We start from the raw sequence: 23,821 nt of genomic DNA, 5'->3' as shown, positions 1-23,821 counted from the left end.
CTCCTTTAACGACCGGCGGACGGGGAAGACGAGCCGGCATTGCCGGGCATGATGCGCACCGTCTGCGGCTGTACGGCGTGCTTGCGCTCGGCCAGGCGGCGGCCTTCGGCGGATTGCAGGGCGCAGTCTTCGTCGGATTTGGCGGAGAAGCGCACCGCCTCCTCTTCCCACACCGCATCCAGCGCTTCGGGGGTGTGATCCGGCGCCTCCTTTTGTACCTGGGGTCGGTGAGCGGCAACGTCGTCCTGCGCGCCGATCAACGCCAGAAGCGTTAGCGGCACCAGGGCGTGGTCGGCCTCGCGCTCTTCGAGCCGCGCGGTCAAAAGCGCCAGAATATGGCGGATCTCGCCCAGCCAGCGGCCGATATCCGCCGGGCTGCAAAACGACAGATACTCCAGAAACACCGGCAGGTGGTCCGGAAGCTCCCGGGCGTCGAGCTCGAAGCCGGCGGCGCGATACTCGGCCAGCAGGTCCACCATGGCCTGGCCGCGATCCCGGGACTCGCCGTGCACGTGCTCGAAGAGCAACAGCGAGGTGGCGCGCCCTTTATCGAACAAGGCGACATACTCCGCCTGCAGTTCGAGCAGGTCGTACGCCTGTAGGCGCTGACACCACCCGGTGAGCGACGCCTTCATGGCGCCGTCCAGGCGCGGCTCGGCCTCGATGATCTCGACCATTTCGCCACACGCTTGTTGAAGCGCCGCACTGGGGTAGTCCAGCAAGCGGGCCAAAACCCGCAGCGTGCGCATGCCGTGCTCCTCGGTGGGTAAAGCCTCGGCGCCAAGCGCTTTTGGGGCCACATTAGTCATGACGCACCTCCTCGGATTGTGGCTCGAAAACGCCGACCGGCTCGACCAGCACACTGGTCTGCTTGCGGCCGTTGAACAGGTTGGGTTGGCTCTCGCCGTGGCAGCCATCGCCGAAGGTGAAGCCGCAGCCACCCCGTTCGGGGAAGGCATCCACCGCCATTTCCCGGTGGCTGGTAGGAATCACGAAGCGGTCCTCGTAGTTGGCGATGGCCAGGTAGCGGTACATCTCTTCCACCTGGCCGCGGGTCAGCCCCACCGCCTCGAGCACGTCGTCGTTCAACTCGCCCTCTACGTGCTTGCCGCGCATGTAAAGGCGCATTGCCATCAGGCGCTTGAGGGCCAGCACCACCGGAGCCTCTTCGCCGGCGGTCAGCATGTTGGCCAGGTACTGCACGGGAATGCGCAGCGACTCGATTTTGGGCAGCACGCCGTCGAACTCGATGTGCCCTGAATCAAAGGCGGACTGAATCGGCGAGAGCGGCGGCACGTACCAAACCATGGGCAGCGTGCGGTACTCCGGGTGCAGCGGCAGCGCCAGCCCCCAGTCGATGGCCATCTTGTAGACCGGCGACGCTTGCGCTGCCTTGATGACGTTGTCTTCCACGCCGTCGCGCTTGGCCTGGGCGATCACCTCCGGGTCGTGAGGGTCGAGAAATATCTCGCGCTGGCGATGATACAAATCGCGCTCGTCAGCGGAGGCGGCGACCTCTTCGATGCGGTCGGCGTCGTAAAGCAGCACGCCCAGGTAGCGGATACGGCCCACGCAGGTTTCGGAGCAGATCGTCGGCTGGCCGGACTCGATGCGCGGGTAGCAGAAGATGCACTTCTCGGACTTGCCGCTTTTCCAGTTGTAGTAGATCTTTTTGTACGGGCAGCCGGAGATACACATCCGCCAGCCGCGGCACTTGTCCTGGTCGATCAGCACGATGCCGTCCTCTTCGCGCTTGTAGATCGCCCCGCTGGGGCAAGAGGCCACGCAGGTGGGGTTCAGGCAGTGCTCGCAAAGGCGCGGCAGGTACATCATGAAGGTGTTTTCGAACTGGCCGTAGATATCCGCCTGCACGTTATCGAAGTTGGCGTCCTTGCGCCGCTTGGCGAACTCAGTACCCAGGATCTCTTCCCAGTTGGGCCCCCACTCGATTTTCTTCATGCGCTTGCCGGAGATCAGCGAGCGCGGGCGGGCCACCGGCTGGTGCTTACCGACTTTGGCGGTATGCAGGTGCTGGTAGTCGAAGGTGAACGGCTCGTAGTAGTCGTCGATGGCGGGCAGGTCCGGGTTGGCGAAGATATTCGCCAACACCCGCCACTTGCCGCCGATACGCGGCTCGATGCTGCCATTGGCACGCCGCAGCCAGCCGCCCTTCCATTTGTTCTGGTTCTCCCACTCCTTGGGATAACCGATGCCGGGCTTGGTTTCGACGTTATTGAACCAGGCGTACTCCATGCCTTCGCGGCTGGTCCAGACGTTTTTGCAGGTCACCGAGCAGGTATGGCAGCCGATGCACTTGTCGAGGTTCAAGACCATGCCGACCTGGGAGCGAATCTTCATTTCACGGCCTCCTGTGAACGGTTGTTTTGCTTATCGTCATCTTGCGCGTCGCTGTTCTGAGCGTCTTTAGGCTGACGACCGGGTTCCTGGACGCTGTCGTTGCCCTCGCCATCCAGCCAGTCGACGTGGTGCATCTTGCGCACCAGCACGAACTCGTCGCGGTTGGAGCCGACCGTGCCGTAGTAGTTGAAGCTGTAGGAGAGCTGGGCGTAGCCACCGATCATGTGGGTCGGCTTGGGGCAGACGCGGGTCACCGAGTTATGGATACCGCCCCGGGTACCGGAGACTTCGGAGCCGGGCACGTTCACCTGGCGCTCCTGGGCGTGATACATCATCACCGTGCCGTCCTTGACCCGCTGGCTCACCACGGCGCGGGCCGCGATGGAGCCGTTGGCGTTGTACACCTCGAGCCAGTCGTTATCCTCGATCCCGATATCCGCTGCGTCACTCTCGGAGAGCCACACCACGGGTCCGCCGCGGTTGAGGGTCAGCATCAACAGGTTGTCGGAGTAGGTGGAGTGAATGCCCCACTTCTGGTGCGGGGTAATGAAGTTGAACGCCTTGCTCTTGAAGCCGTTGTCCGCCGGCAGAATGAAGCCTTTGGCCGCTTTGGTATCGATGGGCGGACGGTAGACCAAAAGGCTCTCGCCGAAGGCGCGCATCCAGGCGTGGTCCTGATAGAACTGCTGACGGCCGCTGACGGTGCGCCAGGGAATCAGTTCGTGGACGTTGGTATAGCCCGCGTTGTAGGAGACGTGCTCGTCCTCCAGGCCCGACCAGGTGGGGCTCGAGATGATCTTGCGCGGCTGCGCGACGATATCGCGAAAGCGAATCTTCTCCTCGTGCTTGGAGGTGGCCAAGTGGGTATGGTCACGCCCGGTAATATTGGAGAGCGCCTGCCAGGCCTTCACGGACACCTCACCGTTGGTTTCCGGCGCCAGGGTCAGGATCATTTCCGCGGCGTCGATGGCGGTGTCGATACGCGGGCGCCCGGCGTGGGGGCCTTCGGTTTTGCGGTGGTTGAGCTTGCCCAAAAGCTCGACCTCGGCCTCGGTTTTCCAGGCAATGCCCTTGCCGCCGTTGCCGATACTTTCCAGAAGCGGCCCAACCGAGGTGAAGCGCTCGTAGGTTTCCGGGTAGTTACGTTTCACCTCGATGAGTGACGGCATGGTCTTGCCGGGAATCGCCTCGCACTCGCCTTTTTTCCAATCGAGTACCTCGGGCTGGGCAAGCTCGCCGGGGGAGTCGTGCTGCATGGGCAGCGTGACCAGATCGGTCTCTTCGCCCAAGTGACCTTCGCAGACCCTGGAAAACACCTTGGCGATGCCCTTGTAGATCTCCCAGTCGCTGCGGGACTCCCAGGCGGGATCGGTCGCGGCGGTCAGCGGGTGAATGAAGGGGTGCATGTCGGAGGTGTTGAGGTCGTCCTTCTCGTACCAGGTCGCCGTCGGCAGCACGATGTCCGAATAAAGACAGGTGGTGGACATGCGAAAATCGAGGGTGACCAGCAGGTCCAGCTTGCCTTCCGGGGCGTCGTCGCGCCAAACCACTTCCTCGGGTTTCTGGCCGCCGAAATCGCCCAGGTCCTTGCCCTGAATGCCGTGGCGGGTGCCCAGCAGGTACTTGAGCATGTACTCGTGGCCCTTGCCGGAGCTTCCCAGCAGGTTGGAGCGCCAGATGAACATGTTGCGCGGGAAGTTTTCCGGGGCGTCCGGGTCTTCTGCCGCGAAGCGAAGCTTGCCGCTTTTGAGCTGGTCGACGGCGAAGTCGGCGGTGGCCATGCCCGCGGCCTCGGCCTGAGCTTTCAAGCGCAGCGGGTTGGCGCCCAATTGCGGCGCCGAGGGCAGCCAGCCCATGCGCTCGGAGCGTACGTTGAAGTCGATCAAACTGCCCGGGTACTCCTCGGCCCTGGCCAGCGGCGAGAGAATCTCCTTGATCTCCAGCTTTTCGTAGCGCCACTGGGAGGAGTGGTTGTAGAAAAACGAGGTGGAGTTCATGTGCCGCGGCGGGCGCTGCCAGTCCAGGCCAAAGGCAAGCGGGGTCCAGCCGGTCTGCGGGCGTAGCTTTTCCTGGCCCACGTAGTGGGCCCAGCCGCCGCCGCTTTGACCGATACAGCCGCACAGGATCAGCATGTTGATCAGGCCGCGGTAGTTCATGTCCATGTGGTACCAGTGGTTCATACCGGCCCCCACGATGATCATGCTGCGCCCCTGGGTCTTGTGGGCGTTGTCGGCGAACTCCCGAGCGATACGGGTACACTGCGAAGCCGATACGCCGGTGATCTTCTCCTGCCAGGCCGGGGTGTACGGGCGGATCTGCGCGTAATCGGTGGCGCCATCGTCTTCGCCGTCGGCGGCCAGGCCGCGGTCGATACCGTAGTTGGCGCACATCAGATCGAACACCGTGACCGCCAACATCTCGCTACCGTCGGCACGCTTCAAACGCTTGGCGGGCAGATGGTGGAACAGCAGATCGTCGGCGGCACCAGCGCCCTCGCCTTTCACGTGGGCAAAGTGCTCGTGCTCGATCCCTCCAAAGTAAGGGAAAGCCACCCGCGCCACGCTGTCGTGATGGCTCACCAGGCTCAGTAGAGGCTTGATCTCGACGCCTTCGGCGTCCAGCGGCTCGAGGTTCCACTTGCCGACGTTGTCGCCGGTTTCACCCCACCGAAAGCCGATAGAGCCGCGGGGCACGACGAGCTGGTCGCGGGTTTCGTCCCAGGCGACGGTTTTCCACTCCGGGTTGTTCTCCTGACCCAGCGCGGCGTCGAAATCGCTGGCGCGTAGCTGGCGGCCCGGCGCAAAGCTTCCGTCGGCGCGGGGCTCGAGCTCGACCAGAAACGGCATGTCGGTATAGCGGCGCACGTAGTCGGTGAAGTAGGCGCTGGGGTTGTCGAGGTGGAACTCCTTCAAGATGACGTGGCCCATGGCCATCGCCAGGGCGGCGTCGGTGCCCTGCTTGGCCGAGAGCCACTCATCGGTGAGCTTGGAGACTTCCGCGTAGTCCGGGGTGATCGAGACGGTCTTGGTGCCCTTGTAGCGCACCTCGGTGAAAAAGTGCGCATCCGGCGTGCGGGTTTGCGGCACGTTGGAGCCCCAGGCAATGATGTAGCTCGAGTTGTACCAGTCGGCGGACTCGGGTACGTCGGTCTGCTCGCCCCAGGTCATGGGGGACGCCGGGGGTAGATCGCAGTACCAGTCGTAGAAGCTCATGCACACGCCGCCGATCAGCGACAGATAGCGGCTGCCCGCGGCGTAGCTCACCATCGACATGGCGGGGATCGGCGAGAAGCCGATGATGCGATCGGGCCCAAAGGTTTTCGCGGTATAGACGTTGGAGGCCGCGACGATCTCGTTCATCTCCTCCCACTCGCCGCGCACGAAGCCGCCCATGCCCCGAGCGCTTTTGTACTGCTTCGTTTTCGCCGGGTCTTCGACGATCGAGGCCCAGGCATCCACCGGGTCGGCGTGTTGGTCGCGCGCCTCGCGCCAAAGCGCCAGCAGCGGCTTGCGCACCAGCGGGTACTTCAGCCGGTTGGCGCTGTACAAATACCAGGAGTAGCTGGCGCCGCGCGGGCAGCCGCGGGGTTCGTGGTTGGGCAGGTCCGGGCGGGTACGCGGGTAGTCGGTCTGCTGGGTCTCCCAGGTCACCAGGCCGTTCTTGACGTAGATTTTCCAGCTGCACGAGCCGGTGCAGTTGACGCCGTGGGTGCTGCGCACCACCTTGTCGTGCTGCCAGCGCGAACGGTAGCTATCTTCCCACTGGCGGGATTCGCTGCGTAGTTCGCCATGCCCGTTGGCGTAGGCGTCGCGGTCTTTGCGAAAGAAATTCAGCCGATCTATGAAGTGACTCATGGTCGCTCTCCAGGCTCCTTGAAAATGGGCGCTGCCCGCCAGGCGGGCTCCATGGCGACAAGTCTGAGCGATTGAAAAGCGAATTACTGCGTGGTTACCTCCATATACCGCCGGTCTACCTCCAAGGTGATAGAGCCCTTGTCAGCCGGGATTAGCCGCGCGGCCCTCAATCTTCTTATAATGGTCTGGATACAACGGCGAACGGCCCACTCAGGAGCAACGCACCTTCCATGCAACTTACCCAATTCACCGACTACTCCATTCGCGTGTTGATTTATCTCGCCGTGAAAGGGGAAGAGCGCGCAACGATCAGTGAGATTGCCGAGACCTTCGAGATCTCGCGCAACCACCTGATGAAGGTGGTCCAGGCGTTGAGCCAGAAGAACTACGTGACGGCGATGCGGGGTAAAAACGGCGGGTTATGGCTGGCGCGGGACCCGAAAACGATCAAAATGGGCGAGCTGGTGCGCGAGATGGAGCACGATATGGGCCTGGTCGAGTGCTTTCAGCGAGGCAACACCTGTGTCATTACCCCTTCGTGTCAGCTCAGGTCCGTACTGGGCGAGGCGCTCGCCGCCTTTTTGGCCGTGCTCGACCGCTACACGCTCTCGGACGTACTCGACAACCGCCACCCGGAGCTTGCCGGGCTGATGCGCATTCCCACCGTCAACGCCTGAGACTGAAAAACATAACCTTGACGGAGATCAACTGGCGGCGCCTTTTTCAGATTGTGTTTTCAGAACGCGCTTTATAAGATGCATATGAAATACATCTTATAAGGAAAACGCCATGCTCAGCCACGAACAAGAAGCCCTGATCAGCGCCACCGCGCCGGTGGTTGCCGAACATCTCAACACCATCGCCCAGCAGTTCTATCAGCTGATGTTCAAGCGCTACCCCGAGGTCAAGACCTTCTTCAACCAGGTACACCAGGAAAACGGCAGCCAGCCGCGGGCGCTGGCCGCCTCGGTACTGGCCTACGTTCAGCTCCGTAGCAACCCCGCCAAGGCGCGGGCGGCGCTGGACATCGTGGTCAGCAAGCACGTTTCGTTGGGTATCCTGCCCGAGCACTATCCGATCGTTGGCGAATGCTTGATGGAGACCATCGGCGAGGTGCTGGGCGACGCCGTGACCCCCGAAATCGCCGACGCCTGGACCGCGCTCTACAACGAGCTGGCCGCGCTTTTGATCGACCTGGAAGACCAGCGCTACCGCGAGTTCGAAAGCCGCCCCGGCGGCTGGCGGGGTACGCGTCGCTTCAAGATCGCGCGCACCCAGCAGGAAAGCTCGGTCATCCGCTCGTTCGTGTTCGAACCCGAGGATGGCGGCCCGGTGGCGGACTTCGAACCCGGCCAATACGTCGGCGTGCGCTTGATGATCGACGGCGAGCCGGTGTATCGCCACTACAGCCTTTCCGATACGCCCAACGGCAAGAGCTACCGTATCTCCATCAAGCGCGAAGAGCACGGCCGCGTCAGCCGCCATTTCCACGACGTGCTGAAACCCGGCGATACGCTGGAGCTTCTTCCCCCCGCCGGCGATCTTACTCTGGCCCAGGGCGACGAGCCGGTCCTATTGGCAAGCGGCGGCGTAGGCCAAACGCCAATGCTGCCCATCGCGCGCCACGCGCTCTCCCAGGGGCGCCAGGTGGTATACATGCACGCGGCCATCGACGGCGAGCATCAGGCCTTTCGCGATGACATCGCGGCGTTGGCCCAGGACTACCCCGAGCAGCTCAAAGTGGTCAACGTCCACGAGCGGGGCGACCAGGCGGACCATCAGGGCCGCATAAACCGCGACCTGTTGGCGCGCTACTTGCCCAACCTGGACACGCGCTGCTACTTCGTGGGCCCGCAAGGCTTCATGGCGGCCATGAACACTACCCTGGCGGAGCTGGGTATCGAGGAGAGCCGCCGTCATTTCGAACACTTCGGCCCCGCGCGCCCGCTCGAAGCCGCCTGATCCAAAACGGCCCCCGGGTGTATTGCACACCCGGGGGCCGTTTTTTTGCTCGAAGGCCCTGGCTTGAAACGCCTGACTTAAGGGCCTTTTCTCAGACGGCTAGCGCCCGTCGGTGCCTTCATCCAGCTGGGCGACGATGGGGTGGCTGATACAGCGATCCACCAGATCCGTCGAGGCGCCGATACGATCGGCCACTTCCGTTCTCGACATGCCCTGATCGATGAAGGGCTTAAGCGACATCCCCAGGTCCGCCACCGGGTTGTTGGTGTGCTCATGCCCACCCGGATTGGCATCCGGCCCGGTGTCCGTGGCGGCCTCGGCATCCTGAATCATGGTCGGTGTGACGTCTTCGAGATTTTTAACGATCGGCATGACAGCTCCCTGTCTCTTGAGTGTACTCAATACAGTAGAAGAGGGAGACAGAAGCTTCAAATGCCAGCCCGCATTCCTAGAGCAGATCGGCGATCCCCGGCAGGTCCAGCTTCTCGTTCAAGTGGCGAAGCTCCGGCTGGTGGCGCCGGGCAATCGCTTCGACGTGCTGCGCACCCTTGGGCAGAAGGTGGACCTCCATACGGCGACCGTCGCTTCGCCCGGGGCGGCGCTCGACGAGCTCGAGCTGCTCGCAGCGATCCACCAGCATCACCACGGCGTGGTGCTTGGACTGCAGCCGCTCGGCAAGCTCACCGATGCTCGCCCACTCGCGCCCCTCGAACCCCATCAGGTGTAGCAGGAGCTGATACTGCAGCGGCGTCAGTCCGTGTTCTCGGCAGATGTCCTCGCTCTGCCTGAGAAAGCAGCGCAGTTGATAGCGGAAGTCGGAGAGCTTGTGGAAGTCCTGCTTGGATAGCGGCGCGTCGGCCATTGCGTTCTCCTCTTGACAAATACCCGTGATCGTCTTAAATCTAAATAATATCATACCGTGATATAAAGCATTCGCTCATTTCCGGTGCGTGCGTTCCAAACGACAAGCGAGGCGATCATGACGCCACTCAATATCCTGCAACTCCCCTTCACTCACCAGACGGGCTGGCCAGCGCTCAAACGACACCGCCCCTCCATCGCCACACTGGCTTGGGGCGTGGTGCTGCCCATGTCGCTATTGCCGCCCATTCTGCTTTTCTATGCGGGAACTCACTACGGCGATGCCTTCGCCGCCGGGTTTGCCGAACGCCAGTGGCGCTTCATTACGACCATCCTGTTTCTCGCCGAACTTTTAACCTTCTTCGTGATGGGCTGGCTGATTCAGGCGGTGGTCAACGGCCACGACGAGCTATCGATCGACTATCACAGTGCCTACCTGCTCGCCGCCCTGGCGCCGCTGCCGCTCTGGATCGCGTCGCTAGGGCTTTTAGTTCCCAGTCTGGTCGTCAATGCGGTACTGGCACTGGCGGCGCTCGCCCTCGCCTGTAGTCTGGTCTACCACGGTCTGCAGGCGCTTTGCGAGCGCCACACCCGCGACGTCGCGTTGATGTCGGTCACTCACACCATCATGGCCGCCGGCGTGCTGGCCTGGGGGCTATTGATGGCGATCGTCTGGGCTTACTGAATCGAGGAGGGAATATGGCAATCGAACTGAAACGCGCCTTCGACACACCGCACAAGGAGGACGGCTACCGCGTGCTGGTAGACGGCATGTGGCCCCGCGGGGTCTCAAAGCAAGAGGCCAATATCGACGAGTGGCCCAAGGAGATCGCCCCGAGTAGCGCGCTGCGCAAGGCGTTTCACGACGGCTCCCTCGGGTGGGGCGATTTTCGCAAGCGCTACATGAAGGAGTTGACCGGCCATCGCGAGCGCCTGCGAGAGCTTGCCAGGCGGGCTCAAAAGGAAAAGGTGACGCTGGTGTTCGCCTCGAAGGAGGAGCGCTACAACAACGCTGGCGTGGTACGCCAGTACCTCAATATGCTGACGTAAAAAGGCCGACGCTTTTGCGCCGGGCACTGGCCCAGGCCGCCATTACGCAAGCCAGGAAAGCGGGCTGTGCCGGATGGCGGCGCCGACCATGTAGGCGAACACCGCCACCGCCAGCAGCGCGGCCACGCCGCGCCGGCGTGGCGTGGCGCCCCGCTTGATCGCCAGGGTGCCAACGCCGATGTAGACCAAAAGTGCCAATAGCTTGGCGGCCAGCCACGGCTGCTGCCAGGGCCAAAACCGCAGCGTCACCATGAGCGTGACCCCCAGCCCCAGTAGCGCCGTGTCGATGAGGTGCGGAAGGATCTTCACCCAGCGCGCCTGCAGGCGCGGGCTTTCGCGTACCGACCACCAGGCGCGTACCAAAAATAAACCGATACTCAGCGCCGCCGCGCCCATGTGAAGATGCTTGATTAAAAAGTAGTGTTCTATCACGTAACCCTCTCCCTTGGTCTACCCATCACTTTCTTTCATCGGGCTCTGCGGCGCCTCGACGAATAGCCACAGCAGCAGCATGATCATCACCAAAGGAACGAGCAGACTCAGCGGAGCCGCCTGAAAGCCATAGGCCTTTACCACCAGCGGCACCAGGCGCAGCGAAAACCCCACCCCCGCCAGGGTGGCCACGCAAAGGCTTGCCGCCAGGCATAGCCAGCAGCCGGGCAGCCACCGCCTGGCATGGGCGGTACCGCTTGCAATGATGCCACCCCCGAGCCCAAACCCGACGCCCAGTAGCCAGAACTGCCAGGGCTTGTGGGCAACGCCAAAGAGCAGCAGCGCCAGAGCAAGCCCCGCCAACAGCCCAAGCATCAGGTAGCAGGTGCTATAGCGCCGCGCCCAGTATCCGCAAGCCAGGGCCAGCAGCAGGCCACTCATCAGGGGCAGCCATACATAAGCCGGACGGGCGGCGAGCATGGCGTAAAGCGTCCAGCCCGCCACCGCCACCGCACTTGCCAACGGCACCAACAGCATCGCGACCAGCCTTTGGTAGTCATTGACAGGCAACGGCGGCGGCCTGGTTTTCGCGCTAGGGGGCACACTGGAGGGCATCGCAAGATTTCCCGTTAGGCTAGGAAGGCGCCAGAAGACATGCCAGAATTGTCGGCGCTCGTCTTATCCAGGTCAAAAATCATTAGGGGTAATACCGCTACCCCCAAAGGGATAGCACCGCGTATGCCGGTCACGATAGTGCCACACTCCTTTTCCCTTCTCAGGCGGCTGGAACCGTTATGAAACTGCTCCAACGCTCGCTAGTGGCCCGTATCATGGCGTCACTGATCGCGATCAGCGCCATGGCGTTCATCAGCATCACGCTGACCATGAACATGTCGAATAGCACCCGCGGCGACGCCTCGGCGATCAACGTGGCCGGGTCGCTGCGCATGAACGCCCACCGCATTCTGGTCGAGCTGCAGCGCTTGGAGTACGCCCCGGACGCAACCACCGGCGGCCAACTCGACGCGCTCGTGGCGCGCTTCGACCAGCGCTTGCACGGCGCTACCCTGCAACGCAGCGTGCCCGAGGATGCCCATCACGAACGGCGCCAGCAATTAAGCCGTATTCAGCGCTACTGGCAAGACACCGTGCAGCCCGCGCTGGACGAGGCGGGCGCCGGTGGCGGCATCGATCTCGCCGCCTTCGAGACCATGGTGACCACCCTGGTCGGCGATATCGAGATACTCGTCGAGCAGCTCGAAAACAGTACCGAAGCCAAGGTGAGGCTTTTGGGCATCATGCAGGTGCTCTTTTTGCTGCTCATTAGCCTGGTCGTCGCCATTGCTCTTTTCGATGTGCGCCACAACCTGGTCGCCCCGTTGCACCAGCTCATGGCGCTTACCCGGGAAGTGGCGAAGCGCAACTTCAACCAGCGCTCGAAGCTTTCGGGCAGCGACGAGCTGGCGCGGCTGGGGCGAACGTTCAACACCATGGCCGCGGAGCTTGCAACGAGTTACGCCGCTCTCGAAGAGAGCGTCTCGCGCAAGGAGCAGGCGCTCGAGCGCAGTAACCAAGCCATGCGCGTAATGCACGATGCCAGCCGCACTCTTTTCGGCGGCGGCAACGACCTTTGCGCCAGCGCCGCCCCCATGCTGCGCGAGCTGGAAAGCCTGCTGGGTCTGGGCCCCATCCGCCTGTCGCTCAACGACCCCTTCGACCAGCGCATCATGCCGGTTTTGGAAACGCACTCGGTGACACGCCCCGAGTACTGCCGCGACATGGCCTGCGATGCGTGCCTGATCGACCCGCTGCCCGCCTCGGGCGAGCGCCTCCAGTGTCTACAGCTCTCCATTCGCGCCGGCGATACGCTACTGGGTAACCTGGAGGTGTGGTACCCCGAAGGCGAGCTCAACGATAACACCCGCCGGCTTTTGAACATTCTGGCCGACCAGCTCGCCACCGCCGTGTATTTGCAGCGCCGTATCGACGAGCAGCAGCAGGTCACGCTCATCAACGAGCGCACGATCATCGCCCGGGAGCTGCACGACTCCCTGGCGCAGTCGCTCTCGTACCTCAAGATGCAGGTGACCCGGCTCGAGCGCATGCAGCAAAAAGAGGCCTCCCGCGAGGCCCAGGCCACCGTGATCGACGAGCTGCGCAGCGGCCTGAACAGCGCCTACCGCCAGCTGCGCGAGCTTTTGACCACCTTCCGGCTCAAGCTGGAAGGCCCGGGGCTTCAGTTCGCCCTGCGCCAAACCACGGACGAGTTCACCCAGCGCCTGGGCTTCGCGGTCGCGCTCGATTACGATGTACCGCCCTACCTGCTCAACCCCAATGAAGAGATCCACGTTCTACAAATCATTCGCGAGGCGCTGGCCAACGCGCACAAGCACGCCCAGCCCACTTGGGTCAGCATCACCGTGCGCTTTAGAGATGCCCGCTTGCAGGTCCGCGTGGAAGATGACGGCATCGGCCTTCAAAACGACGCCTCGCCGCCGATGCATTACGGCCTGGTCATCATTCGCGACCGCGCCACCACCTTGAACGGCGAGCTCTCCATTTTTAATCGCCCCGTTGGCGGGGCCTGCGTGGAGGTCATCTTCACCCCCTTGACCGCTCGCTTGACTCAACAGCCGCCGACAGCGGCCACCGACGATGCTCATTCAGGCACACGGAATCTTTAATGTCTCAGACCAGCCACGACACCCCTGCCACGCTTTTGATCATCGACGACCACCCGCTATTGCGCCGCGGCGTGGCGCAGCTTCTCGAACTCGAAGACGACCTGGAATTGGTCGGCGAGACCGGCAGCCCCGAAGAGGGCATTCGGCTGACGCTCTCGCTCGAGCCCGACCTGGTCCTGCTCGATTTGAACATGCCCGATATCGACGGCCTGGAGGCTTTACGCCGCCTGCGGGAGAACGACTTTAGCGGCCGCATCGTCATGTTCACCGTCTCCGACCATGAAGAAGACGTGGTAGCGGCCCTGCGCGCCGGCGCCGACGGCTACCTGCTCAAGGACATGGAGCCCGAGGACATGGTGCGCCAGCTACGCCAGGCCGCACTCGGGCGCATGGTGATCAGCGAAAGTCTTACCGCGCTTCTGGCCGAGGCGCTGCGCAATCAGCGCGCGACGCCCACCGCGCCGGATATTCGCAGCCTCACCCAGCGCGAGCGCGAGATCTTGCGCCAGCTCGCCGGCGGCCTTTCCAACAAGCTGATCGCACGCAAGCTGGATATCACCGAAGGCACGGTGAAGGTGCACGTCAAACACCTGCTCAAGAAACTCAACCTGCGCTCGCGGGTGGAGGCGGCGGTTTGGGCCGTGCAAGCGGGCATCAACGACTAGCCAATCAATGTAGATACCTCCAAATAGCGCGCCGGCGCCTGCGCTTCTCGGCGCGCTTACCCCTTCGCTTTTTTCTTCAATGAAATCAGGCTTCTGGCTCTTGAAAGCACCTACCCACAAAGAGGTAGGCTATTGATTTCGCTGGCTTTCAGGGCCATTCCCAGCCCTTCCCCGCGCGCGTATCTTTCCTTTATCGGTGAGCCGCTAATGGTTCGACGCCAGGTAATGGTTTACGCAAAGGGGAACCATCATGACCAAGAGAAATGCCGACATCGTCGCTTGGGATGTCGAAGACGAACGCTTCTGGGAGCAGCAGGGTAAACACGTTGCCAACCGCAACCTTTGGATCTCCATTCCAAGCCTGCTGGTCGGGTTTGCGGTGTGGATGATGTGGGGCATGATCACCACCCAAATGCAGAACCTGGGCTTTGCGTTTTCCGTCGAGCAGCTCTTTACGCTCACGGCACTGGCGGGGCTTTCCGGGGCGACGCTGCGCATTCCCGCCTCGTTCATGATTCGCATTGCCGGCGGGCGCAACACCATCTTTTTGACCACGGCGCTACTGGCCATTCCTGCCGCCGGCACCGGCCTTGCGCTGATGAGCCCGGAGACACCGTTCTGGATTTTCCAGGCGCTGGCGCTGCTCTCCGGCATCGGGGGCGGTAACTTCGCCTGCTCGATGAGCAATATCTCGACCTTTTACCCCAGCAAGCAGCAGGGTTACGCGTTGGGCATGAACGCGGGACTGGGCAACTTCGGCGTCACCACCATGCAGATTTTGATTCCGCTGGTGATGACCGTCGGGCTCTTCGGAGCGCTGGCCGGCGGCCCCATGGCACTGGAAAGCGCCAGCGGCACCTTGATCGGGCGTATCGAGGCCGGCACCGACACCTGGATTCAAAACGCCGGCTTCGTCTGGCTAGTACTGCTGGTGCCGCTCGCCTTTTTGGGTTGGTTTGGCATGAACAATATCCGCACGATCACCCCCAACCCGGGCGCGCCCCTCACCGCCTTTGGCAAGATTCTCGGGCTTTACGGCGTGGGCCTTTTGACCTCGATCGCCGGTATGCTGGCCCTCGCCTGGCTCAACATGTGGGTCGCCCTGCCGCTTACGATCGTGCTGACGCTGGTGCTGCTGCGCCTGATTCCCGGCGACATCAAGCCCAATATCCAGAAGCAGTTCGCGATCTTTTCCAACCATCACACCTGGGCGATGACGATTCTCTACATCCTCACCTTCGGCTCCTTCATCGGCTTTTCGGCGGCGCTGCCGCTGTCGATCAACGTGATCTTCGGCAACATGATGGAAAGCGCCGCCGACGGGAGCCTGGTGCGCGTGGTCAACCCTAACGCCCCGAGCGCCCTCACCTGGGCCTGGATAGGGCCGTTCGTCGGCGCGCTCATTCGCCCGGTCGGCGGTTGGATCTCCGACAAGGTCGGCGGCGCCATCGTCACCCAGATCATCTCCGCGGTCATGGTGGTGGCCTCCGTTGCCACCGGCTACGTGATGATGCTGGCCTACAACGCCACCGACCCCAATGCATTCTTCTGGCTCTTCCTTTTGCTTTTCATCGTGATGTTCGCCGCCAGCGGCATCGGCAACGGCTCCACCTTTCGCAGTATCGGGGTGATCTTCGACGCCCAGCAAAAAGGCCCAGTGCTTGGCTGGACCTCGGCGGTGGCCGCCTACGGCGCCTTCATCGCCCCCAGCATCATCGGCGCGCAGATCCAGGCGGGTACCCCGGAGCTTGCCATGTACGGCTTTGCCGTCTTCTACACCATCTGCCTGGGCATCAATTGGTGGTTCTACCTGCGCAAGGGCGCGGCTATTCGCAACCCTTGAAAGAGACGCGGCCCGATACCGGGTATCGGGCCGCTCTGATCACCGACCCGGATCGTTACCCGGCGTCGGTGATATCGGTAATCCAGGTGAGCGCGGCCACGGCGGCGGGAAAGCCGATGGTCGGCACCGCCAGCATGGCGGCCTGCTTGAGCTCTTCAGCGCTTAGCCCCTCTTCGAGCCCACGGCGCACGTGAGAATGCACGGCGCCTTCGGAGCGGTTGCCAATGGCAAGCGCAAGCTTGACCAAGCGTAGTTCGCGGCCCTCTAACGGCCCGGAGTGCGAACACGCCTTGCCCAGTGCCGCGTAGGCGTCCCATACCTCGGGGTATTCACCGGCGACATCGCCGGCGCCGGAGGGAAGCTTCTCTGACGTCATGACGCGTCTCCTTATACAGTGATTGTGAACTCATTATAGAAGCCCGTATCAGTGTCGCCAGAAACGCCGTTGGTCGCCCGCGTTACGCGCGGCTGAAAAAACGAATCACCCTGCCCATGGTCAGCCCTTGCACGGCAATCGAGAAGATCACCACGCAATAGGTGAGCGTCAGCGCCAGGTCGCGAAACTCGCTTGCGGGTAGTGACAGCGCCATGGCCACCGAAATACCGCCGCGCAGCCCGCCCCAGGTCAGAATCGGAATCGCACCTTTCGACTGATCCTTAAGCTTGCCAAGCGGGCCCATGATACTGGCGACACACAGCAAACGCGTTCCCAGCACGATGATGATCGCAAGCCCTCCGGCCACCAGCCAGTCACGCTCGATCGGCAGCACCAGAAGCTCCAAACCGATCAGTAAAAACAGCACCACGTTGAGGATTTCATCGACCAGTTCCCAGAAGGTATCGACGTTGTCGCGCGTTTTATCCGACATGGCGAACAAGCGTCCGTGATTACCAATGAACAGCCCCGCGACCACCACGGCGATGGGCGCCGACAAGTGCAGGCTATCCGCCAGGGCGAACAGGCCCATCGCCAAGGCGAGAGTGATCAACACCTCGACCTGGTAGTTATCGACCCGCTTGAGCATCTGGTAAACCAGGTAGCCCGCCACTGACGCCAACAGCACCGCCCCGCCAACCTCCTTAAGGAGCAGCAAACCGATGGCCGCAATATCGATAGATGACTCGACCGGTACCTCTTCCCCGCCCATGGCGCCCAGCCCGGAAAGGCCCAAAAGTACCAGAAAGACCACCACGCTCAGGCCATCGTTAAACAGCGACTCGCCGGCAATTTGATTTTCGAGCTGCCTGGAAACGCCGACGGATTTCATGATGCCCACCACCGCGATGGGGTCGGTCGGTGAGATCAAGGCGCCGAACACCAGGGCATACAAAAAGGGCACGGGCAGCTCCAGCCACCCCAGCACCAGCCAGGTCAACGCGCCGATAATAAAGGTCGACATCACGTTGCCCACCACGGCAAGCAGCGCGATGGTTAGCCACTCTTCCCGCAGGTGGTCGAACTTGACGTGTATGGCCGCGGCAAACAGCAAAAAGGCCAACATGCCGTGCAGCACCACCTGATCGAAATCGATCCGCTCCACCAGCGCCGCTGCCTGGCCGTGCAGCCCCGCCGTGTAGGGTGTGACGATAATCAGCAAAAGCGACGACACCAGCGCCAGCAGCATGACGCCAATGGTGGTCGGCAGCTTGATATAGCGATAGTTTAAGTAGCTCGAGACGGCGGCGAGCGTAATCAGTACGCTCACCAGGGAAAATAGACTCATCGGGACTCCTGATAGATAAAGCGGCGGTATCGATAAAGGGCGCGGCGGGCGGGCCCGGCACCTTTTAGGGGCGTTACTGTAGCCCTAAAACGCGCAACCCGCCGCAAGCAAGCGCTTGCGGCGGGCAGGCCGTAGAACCTCGGGCGACGTATCCTCCAATGGCAGGTACTCAGGGGATGCGATTTAGAAGCCGCCCTCGCCCTGAACCGGCTCGATGACGCTGGCCACGTGCCGGTTTTTGAGTACGTTCAGCGCCTGACGGCATTGACGACGCCTCAAAGCCCACCAACACAGACGTATTTCAACTCGGTGAATTCATCCAGGCCGTGGTGGGAGCCTTCGCGGCCAAGGCCGGACTCCTTCACGCCGCCAAACGGCGCCAGCTCGGTGGAAATCAGGCCTTCGTTGACACCGACCATGCCGTACTCGAGCGCCTCCAGGGTGTGCCAGATGCGCCGGTAGTCGGTGGCGTAGAAGTACGCCGCCAGCCCAAACGGCGTATCGTTGGCCATTCGGATCGCCTCTTCATCCTGGGTGAAGCGGAACACTGGCGCGACCGGGCCAAAGGTTTCCTCATCGGCCACCGCCATCTCGGTGGTGACATCCGCCAGCACCGTGGGCGTGAAGAAGCGCTCGCCGGCCGCGTGGGCCTGGCCGCCGCACAGTACCCGGGCGCCCTTTTGCTGGGCGTCGTCTACGTGGCGCTGTACTTTATCCACCGCGGCCTGGTTGATCAGCGGGCCGATGACGCTGCCCTCACTCAGGCCATCCCCCACGTTCAGCGCCTGAACACGCTCGGTCAGCTTGGCAACGAACGCATCATAAATGCCGTCCTGCACCAGAAAGCGGTTGGTGCAGACGCAGGTTTGCCCGGCGTTACGGAATTTGGAGGCAATGGCGCCGTCCACGGCGGCGTCCACGTCCGCATCATCGAACACGATAAACGGCGCGTTGCCGCCCAGTTCCATGGCGGTTTTCTTCACCGTGCTGGCGCACTGGGCGAGCAAACGCTTGCCCACCGGCGTGGAGCCGGTGAACGACACCTTGCGCACGCGGGAATCCGTGGTCAGCACCTCGCCCACCTCGGCGGGTTTCGAGGCCGTGACCACGTTAATGGTGCCGGCGGGCAGGCCGGCTTCCAGGCCCAGGTAAGCCGCGGCGAGTGCGGTGAGCGGCGTGGCCTCGGCGGGTTTGATCACCACGGTGCAGCCGGCGGCCAGCGCCGGGGCGCACTTGCGGGTGATCATCGCCAGCGGGAAGTTCCAGGGGGTGATAGCGGCGACCACGCCGACCGGCTCGCGTAGCACCATCAGACGCTTGTCCGCGCCGTGGCCTGGCAGGGTTTCACCCGCCATGCGTTTGGCCTCTTCAGCGAAGAACTCGATGAACGAAGCGCCGTAGCCCACTTCGCCCTTGGCTTCAGCTAGTGGCTTACCTTGTTCCAGGGTCATCAACCGCGCCAGGTCGTCGGCGTGTTCATTGATCAGTTCGAACCAGCGACGCAGCACTTTGGAACGTTCCTTGACCGGGGTGGCCCGCCAGGCGGCGCCGGCATTGTAAGCGGCGGCCACGGCATCCGTAGTGTCATCGGCGCTCAATTCGGCCACCCGGGCGATGGTCTCGCCGGTGGCGGGGTTGTCGACAGCAAAGGTCTCTTTGCCCTTGCGCCACTCGCCGCCGACCAGCGCCGGTACGCTGTCGCTCAACCACTGTTCGATAAAGCTCATAAAGTCTCCTAAACGCTTGAAAAATTAAAGATCGCCGAGCATGTGCTGGTCGCTGTAGGCGCGCCCGTAGGTGCGCAGCGAATGGATGTAAAGCGCCACGCCAAGCAGCGACCAGCCGGCGAAAATGACCCACTCGGCGCCGCTTAGCGCGGAGGGGCTGCCCGGCATGTACAAAAACGCCATGCCGACGGAGAGCAAAATCGCCAGCACGCCGCAGGGCAGCCCGAAGCTCACGCGAAACGGGCGCGGCATGTCCGGCTCGCGCAGGCGCAGCACGACGAAAGAGATCGCCACGAACAGGTAGGCGATCACGATGCCAAGCCCGCCGGCGTTGACGATCCAGACCAGCGCTGGGCGGCCGAAAAACGGCGCCAGACACGAGAGAAAGCCCATCATGAAGATGGCGTTGGTCGGGGTTTTATAGCGCGGGTGCAATTTAGCGAACGCCCTGGGCAGCATGCCCGCGGTGGCCAAGGCGTAGATGGCGCGGGAGCCGCCAATGTAGAAGGAGTTCCAGCTGGTGATGATGCCCGCGATACCGGCCAGTACCATCAGGTTGCTCGCCCAAGGGGCGTTGAACAGCGCGCCCATGGCATCCGGTACGCTCAAGCTCGACCCCTCCAGCGCCACGCTATCCAGCGAAAGACTGGTGGCCAAAATGATCAGCGAGTACCACGCCACGGCCAGCAGCACGGAGACCATGAGGACCTTGCCGATCGCCTTGTAAGGCAGGTTGATCTCTTCGGCGGCCTGGGGGATGACGTCGAAGCCGACGAACAGAAACGGCACCATGACCAGCACCGTCACGATGCCGGCCAGCACACCGGTCTCATTCGAAGCGAACAGCGGCGACATGTTCGCGGTATTGCCCTCGAATAAAGCGCCGGTAATGAACATCACGCCCACCAACAAAATCAAGCCGGTGACGACCTTTTGCAAAAGTGCGGCGGTGCTTACACCGAAGTAGTTGATCATCATCATGGCAAGTGAGCCACCCACGCCGACCGCGACCCAGGTCGCCTTGACCTCCCAACCGCCGATGGTCCACAGATGGCCGACGGCGTAGTTGGGCGCAATATGCTCGACCACGGTGGGAAGCGCCACGGCCTCGAACGCCACCACGCTCAAATAGCCCAGGATGATCGCCCAGGTGCATAAAAACGAGGCGCCGTGGCCCAGCGCCCGGTAACTGTAAACGTGTTCGCCGCCCACCTTGGGCATCGCTGAGGCGAGCTCGGCGTAGGTCAGCCCCACCAGCAGGATCGCGATGCCGCCCACGATGAAAGCAAGAATGGCGCCGAGGCTGCCGGCGGACTCAATGGCGGTGCCGGTCAGTACGATCCAGCCCCACCCGATCATGGCCCCGAAGGCCAGCGCCAGCACGTCCCCCCGTGCCAACACGCGAACAAGCTTTGCCTGTTCAGGAGTCGATGTCGTCATGATGCAAATATCCCAGCTGTGATTGGTGGTGGGTGGTTGTATGAGCGTGGCAGGTTGTTATTGAGCGCCGCGATGCAGGCCCTGGCCGTGGGGCCAAGCCCTGGCATGGGCTTTACTACACGCTAGCAGGGCCGGCCAGCTACGCGAATGGACCACTTTCGGGTTTCACTGGACCACTTTGCGCTAATATGCGATAACGCCTCGACTTTAGGGCCACTACGCTTTTTACTCGCAAGCGTTGAAGGAGCGTCAATGGACTACGAGAAGATGCTCGCACAGTTAACCGCGCTCTTTCAGTCCCAGCCGGAGCGGCTCAATAAGCAGGTTCGTATCGAGCAGGCGCTGCGCCAGGCGATTACCCAGCACTGGCGCCAGGGTAGCCGCTTGCCGCCCCACCGGGCGCTTGCCAAAGCCGTTGGCTGCGCGCGCCAAACCCTGGCGCAGGCGGTCAATACGCTGCTTGGCGAAGGGCTTCTCAAAACCGCTCACGGCCAAGGCACCTGGGTGCGCCGGCATCCTCCCGCCCCCGCGCCCTCGACGCTTTCCACGCCGCTTTCAAAACGCGCAAGCCAGGTATTGAGCGCGCCGGGGTCGAGCAGTATTCAAAACGGCTCCTTCATGCCCGGTATTCCGGATATCGCCCAGTTCCCCATGCGGCGCTGGCGAAAGCTTTATGAAAGCGTCACGGTGTCGCAAAATGCCCTGCTGCTTTCCTACTCCACCGGCGGGTTTGGGCCTTTAAAGCGCGCCATTCGCGATTTTTTGGCGCGCTGGCGCAACATCGACTGCGACGTGGACCAGATCATCATCACCGATGGCACCCATAACGGCATCGAGCTTTGCGCCATGGCGCTCACCGACGTGGGCGATACGGTGGTCATGGAATCGCCCTGCTACTGGGGGGCGCGCAACGTTTTCACCGCCGCCGGGCTCGATATCGACCTGCGGCCCTGGTATCCGGAGCACGGCTACCCCCTGGCCGGCGCATCGAAGCCCGTCGCCCTTGCCTACCTGACCGGCTCCCACCACTACCCGCTGAGCATGCCCGCGAGCGCCGCGCACAAGGAGCGCTTGTGCGCGGCGCTCGAGCCCGCCTACGTGCTGGAGGACGATTACGAGTTCACGCGAGACGACCATCCCGAGCTTTTGTTCGAGCCCGGCTCTTCGCGGCATTTGCTGGTGGGCTCGTTTTCCAAGATGATGTTTCCCGGCCTGCGTCTGGGGTATCTGGTAGTGCCTCGCCATCTGGCCGCGCCGATGAACCGGCTGCGCAGCGAGCTCTTTCGCGAAGGCCGCATGCTCGATCAGGCGGTACTCGCCCAGTTCATGTTCGATGGCAGCCTGGACAGCTGGTGCCGGCGCATACAGCGCGACTACCTGGGCCGCCAGCAAGTCTTGCACGACCAGCTTTGCACACTGCCTCGGGTCGAGCGGATATCGCCGCCCAGCAGCACCCTTAGCCTGTGCATCGAATTCGAGCCCGGCGTCGACGACGTGGCCATTGCCCAGGCGCTTTTGAAGGAGCACCTGATCGCGCGCCCGCTAAGCCCGGTGTGTGGCCAGGGGGACACCCGCTCGGGGCTGGTGATGGGCGTCGGCATGCTCTCCGGCGAAACGCTGACCCGGGAAGTACAGCGCCTGCGCCACCGGCTGGCGGCGCTTTTGCGCTAAAGGTAGCCCCCCAACAACCGATAACACCGCATACCGATCAAACAGGAGACTTCATGCGCTACCCTAGCGGCTTTACCGGACACGCCCGGCGTCTTTGGGCGCTGTGTGCCCTATTCATGCTCTCGGGCTGCGCCACCTTCGCGCCCAACCCGCCGCAAAATCAAAGCAACGTGTGCGAAATCTTTCGCGAACAGCCCAGCTGGTACGACTACGCCCGCGACTCCGAAAACCAGTGGGGCACCCCGATTGCGACGCAAATGTCGTTCATTCAGCAGGAGTCCTCGTTTCGAAGCCACGTTCGCCCGGACCGTAAATACTACCTGGGCTTCATACCAGGCCCCCGCCCCTCTTCCGCCAAGGGCTACGCCCAGGCCCAGGACCCGGTATGGGGCGAGTATCGCGACCAGGCCGGTAGCCTCTTTGCCCGGCGTACCCACATGAAGCACGCCACGGACTTCATCGGCTGGTACAACGCCCGCACCCGCGCGCAAACCGGCATTTCGCTGAATAACCCGGAGCACCTCTATTACGCCTACCACGAAGGCGCCGGCGGCTATAAGCGCGGCACCTACCGAGGCAAGCCCCATGTGCTGCGCGCCGGGCGCCAGATCGCGGAACGATCGAGTCGCTATCAGGCCCAGCTCAACGCCTGCGAGGCGGAGTTTCAGTGCCGCAAGTTCTATCAGGTGTGGCCTTTCTGCCGCTAGGGACGTCCCATGACTTTATTGATGGGTGCGGTGTTCGCCGGCGTTGTGTTTTTGACGTCGCTTTTATCGGGCATTTTCGGCATGGCCGGCGGGCTGGTGCTTTTATGGTTTCTGCTGCTGGTGTTTCCCGCCGCCTCGGCCATGGCGGTTCACGGGGTCATTCAGCTCACTGCCAACGCTTCCCGCGCCTGGCTTTCACGGCGTTTCATCAATTGGCGGGTGGTCGCGCTGATGGCCGCGGGCGTGGCCGGCGCGGCGGGGCTTTTGCTGTTTTTCGACTACAGCCCCAACGCCGCCACGGTATCGCTTTTGATCGGCCTGCTGCCGGTGCTGGTGTGGATGCCCAAGCGCTGGTTCTCGCTCAACGCCAACCGCGCAAGCCATGCCCTGGCGTGCGGTCTCGCCTCCGGGGGCTTGACCATTGCGGCGGGGGTGTCCGGCCCGTTGATCGATATCTTCTTCGTGCGCTCGAACATGGACCGCCGCGCAGTCGTCGCCACCAAGGCGATGATCCAGGTAATCGCGCACAGTATCAAGATTCTCTTTTACCTGGGCTCGGCGCTGGCGCTTGGCGCTGGAGAGTGGGGTATGGTGTTGCTCGCCACGCCCTTTGCGCTTTTGGGCACCCAAACCGGCACGCGCATTCTGCACCGGCTGACCGATGCCAACTTTCGCGCCTGGACCCGCTGGATCGTCACCGCCATCGGGGTGTTTTACCTGATCCAGGGGCTTTACCTGCTGGCGGGCTAGCCCAGGCCGCGCGTTTGACACCGACACGGGCGCACGCTATCTTTGCATCTAAATGTAAATGAGAAACATTTTACTTTAATGAGTCGCAATGGA

At 62.6% G+C, this 23,821-nt stretch carries 21 protein-coding genes; 10 read left to right on the top strand and 11 right to left on the bottom strand.

Going from position 1 to position 23,821, the window contains the following annotated elements:
• Positions 1–5: 5 nt before the first annotated feature.
• Genes narJ through ACWHXT_RS01675 form a run of 3 tightly spaced genes read right to left on the bottom strand, consistent with a single transcriptional unit; the run spans position 6 to position 6,212 of the window.
• Positions 6–809 carry a nitrate reductase molybdenum cofactor assembly chaperone gene (gene narJ, locus ACWHXT_RS01685; protein WP_447927800.1) on the bottom strand — a complete coding sequence of 268 codons (804 nt, stop codon included), beginning with the start codon at positions 807–809 and terminating at the stop codon, positions 6–8.
• Positions 802–2,358 carry a nitrate reductase subunit beta gene (narH, locus tag ACWHXT_RS01680; protein WP_447927799.1) on the bottom strand — a complete coding sequence of 519 codons (1,557 nt, stop codon included), beginning with the start codon at positions 2,356–2,358 and terminating at the stop codon, positions 802–804. Before narH ends, narJ begins: the two co-directional genes overlap by 8 nt.
• On the bottom strand, positions 2,355–6,212 hold the full coding sequence (locus tag ACWHXT_RS01675) for a nitrate reductase subunit alpha (RefSeq protein ID WP_447956986.1): 3,858 nt from the start codon (positions 6,210–6,212) through the stop codon (positions 2,355–2,357). The genes narH and ACWHXT_RS01675 overlap by 4 nt, the downstream gene beginning before the upstream one ends.
• A gap of 230 nt (positions 6,213–6,442) precedes the next feature.
• Here ACWHXT_RS01675 and ACWHXT_RS01670 point away from each other — a divergent pair, with 230 nt between their 5' ends.
• Positions 6,443–6,889: an Rrf2 family transcriptional regulator gene (locus ACWHXT_RS01670; RefSeq protein WP_447927797.1), complete on the top strand. Its 447-nt coding sequence runs from the start codon at positions 6,443–6,445 to the stop codon at positions 6,887–6,889.
• A 112-nt stretch (positions 6,890–7,001) separates the two neighbouring features.
• Positions 7,002–8,174 (top strand): NO-inducible flavohemoprotein, encoded by a 1,173-nt coding sequence (gene hmpA, locus ACWHXT_RS01665; RefSeq protein WP_447956985.1) that lies wholly within the window; start codon positions 7,002–7,004, stop codon positions 8,172–8,174.
• 99 nt (positions 8,175–8,273) lie between these two features.
• Here hmpA and ACWHXT_RS01660 read toward each other — a convergent pair whose 3' ends face one another.
• The gene (locus ACWHXT_RS01660; RefSeq protein WP_447956984.1) at positions 8,274–8,546 is read right to left on the bottom strand and encodes a hypothetical protein; all 273 of its coding nucleotides are present in this window, start codon (positions 8,544–8,546) and stop codon (positions 8,274–8,276) included.
• 76 nt (positions 8,547–8,622) lie between these two features.
• Complete coding sequence (locus ACWHXT_RS01655) at positions 8,623–9,036, bottom strand: MarR family winged helix-turn-helix transcriptional regulator (protein WP_447956983.1); 414 nt, start codon at positions 9,034–9,036, stop codon at positions 8,623–8,625.
• 117 nt (positions 9,037–9,153) lie between these two features.
• Here ACWHXT_RS01655 and ACWHXT_RS01650 point away from each other — a divergent pair, with 117 nt between their 5' ends.
• The gene (locus ACWHXT_RS01650; protein ID WP_447927794.1) at positions 9,154–9,720 is read left to right on the top strand and encodes a YIP1 family protein; all 567 of its coding nucleotides are present in this window, start codon (positions 9,154–9,156) and stop codon (positions 9,718–9,720) included.
• 14 nt (positions 9,721–9,734) lie between these two features.
• Entirely contained in the window at positions 9,735–10,085 is a 351-nt protein-coding gene (locus ACWHXT_RS01645; protein WP_447927793.1) for a DUF488 domain-containing protein, read from the top strand.
• Between the two features lie 42 nt (positions 10,086–10,127).
• Here ACWHXT_RS01645 and ACWHXT_RS01640 read toward each other — a convergent pair whose 3' ends face one another.
• Positions 10,128–10,514 (bottom strand): SirB2 family protein, encoded by a 387-nt coding sequence (locus tag ACWHXT_RS01640; RefSeq protein WP_447556538.1) that lies wholly within the window; start codon positions 10,512–10,514, stop codon positions 10,128–10,130.
• Between the two features lie 21 nt (positions 10,515–10,535).
• A complete protein-coding gene (locus ACWHXT_RS01635; RefSeq protein WP_447927792.1) occupies positions 10,536–11,054 on the bottom strand; it encodes a hypothetical protein in 519 nt (172 codons plus the stop codon).
• Between the two features lie 257 nt (positions 11,055–11,311).
• Here ACWHXT_RS01635 and ACWHXT_RS01630 point away from each other — a divergent pair, with 257 nt between their 5' ends.
• From ACWHXT_RS01630 to ACWHXT_RS01620, 3 genes are all read left to right on the top strand, one after another.
• Complete coding sequence (locus ACWHXT_RS01630; RefSeq protein WP_447956982.1) at positions 11,312–13,201, top strand: type IV pili methyl-accepting chemotaxis transducer N-terminal domain-containing protein; 1,890 nt, start codon at positions 11,312–11,314, stop codon at positions 13,199–13,201.
• Complete coding sequence (gene narL / locus ACWHXT_RS01625; RefSeq protein ID WP_447927790.1) at positions 13,201–13,866, top strand: two-component system response regulator NarL; 666 nt, start codon at positions 13,201–13,203, stop codon at positions 13,864–13,866. Before ACWHXT_RS01630 ends, narL begins: the two co-directional genes overlap by 1 nt.
• A 250-nt stretch (positions 13,867–14,116) precedes the next feature.
• Positions 14,117–15,709: an antiporter gene (locus ACWHXT_RS01620; protein ID WP_447956981.1), complete on the top strand. Its 1,593-nt coding sequence runs from the start codon at positions 14,117–14,119 to the stop codon at positions 15,707–15,709.
• Between the two features lie 55 nt (positions 15,710–15,764).
• Here ACWHXT_RS01620 and ACWHXT_RS01615 read toward each other — a convergent pair whose 3' ends face one another.
• The 4 genes from ACWHXT_RS01615 to ACWHXT_RS01600 form a co-directional block, all read right to left on the bottom strand.
• A complete protein-coding gene (locus ACWHXT_RS01615) occupies positions 15,765–16,085 on the bottom strand; it encodes a carboxymuconolactone decarboxylase family protein (protein ID WP_447956980.1) in 321 nt (106 codons plus the stop codon).
• Positions 16,086–16,167: 82 nt separating this feature from the next.
• Positions 16,168–17,433: a cation:proton antiporter gene (locus ACWHXT_RS01610; RefSeq protein ID WP_447956979.1), complete on the bottom strand. Its 1,266-nt coding sequence runs from the start codon at positions 17,431–17,433 to the stop codon at positions 16,168–16,170.
• Positions 17,434–17,708: 275 nt separating this feature from the next.
• Positions 17,709–19,160 (bottom strand): NAD-dependent succinate-semialdehyde dehydrogenase, encoded by a 1,452-nt coding sequence (locus tag ACWHXT_RS01605; RefSeq protein ID WP_447956978.1) that lies wholly within the window; start codon positions 19,158–19,160, stop codon positions 17,709–17,711.
• A gap of 24 nt (positions 19,161–19,184) precedes the next feature.
• Positions 19,185–20,600 (bottom strand): APC family permease, encoded by a 1,416-nt coding sequence (locus tag ACWHXT_RS01600; protein WP_447956977.1) that lies wholly within the window; start codon positions 20,598–20,600, stop codon positions 19,185–19,187.
• A 252-nt stretch (positions 20,601–20,852) separates the two neighbouring features.
• On the opposite strand from ACWHXT_RS01600, the gene ACWHXT_RS01595 reads away from it, so the two are divergent.
• The 3 genes from ACWHXT_RS01595 to ACWHXT_RS01585 are packed head-to-tail and all read left to right on the top strand — an operon-like array spanning position 20,853 to position 23,728.
• Positions 20,853–22,271: an aminotransferase-like domain-containing protein gene (locus ACWHXT_RS01595; protein WP_447956976.1), complete on the top strand. Its 1,419-nt coding sequence runs from the start codon at positions 20,853–20,855 to the stop codon at positions 22,269–22,271.
• Between the two features lie 53 nt (positions 22,272–22,324).
• Positions 22,325–22,978, top strand: coding sequence for a transglycosylase SLT domain-containing protein (locus tag ACWHXT_RS01590; RefSeq protein ID WP_447956975.1), 654 nt, complete (start codon positions 22,325–22,327; stop codon positions 22,976–22,978).
• 9 nt (positions 22,979–22,987) lie between these two features.
• The gene (locus ACWHXT_RS01585) at positions 22,988–23,728 is read left to right on the top strand and encodes a TSUP family transporter (RefSeq protein WP_447956974.1); all 741 of its coding nucleotides are present in this window, start codon (positions 22,988–22,990) and stop codon (positions 23,726–23,728) included.
• The last annotated feature ends 93 nt before the right edge of the window (positions 23,729–23,821 follow it).

The sequence above is a fragment of the Vreelandella halophytica genome (genome assembly GCF_968193635.1).
This window is presented reverse-complemented; position numbering and strand designations above follow the sequence as displayed.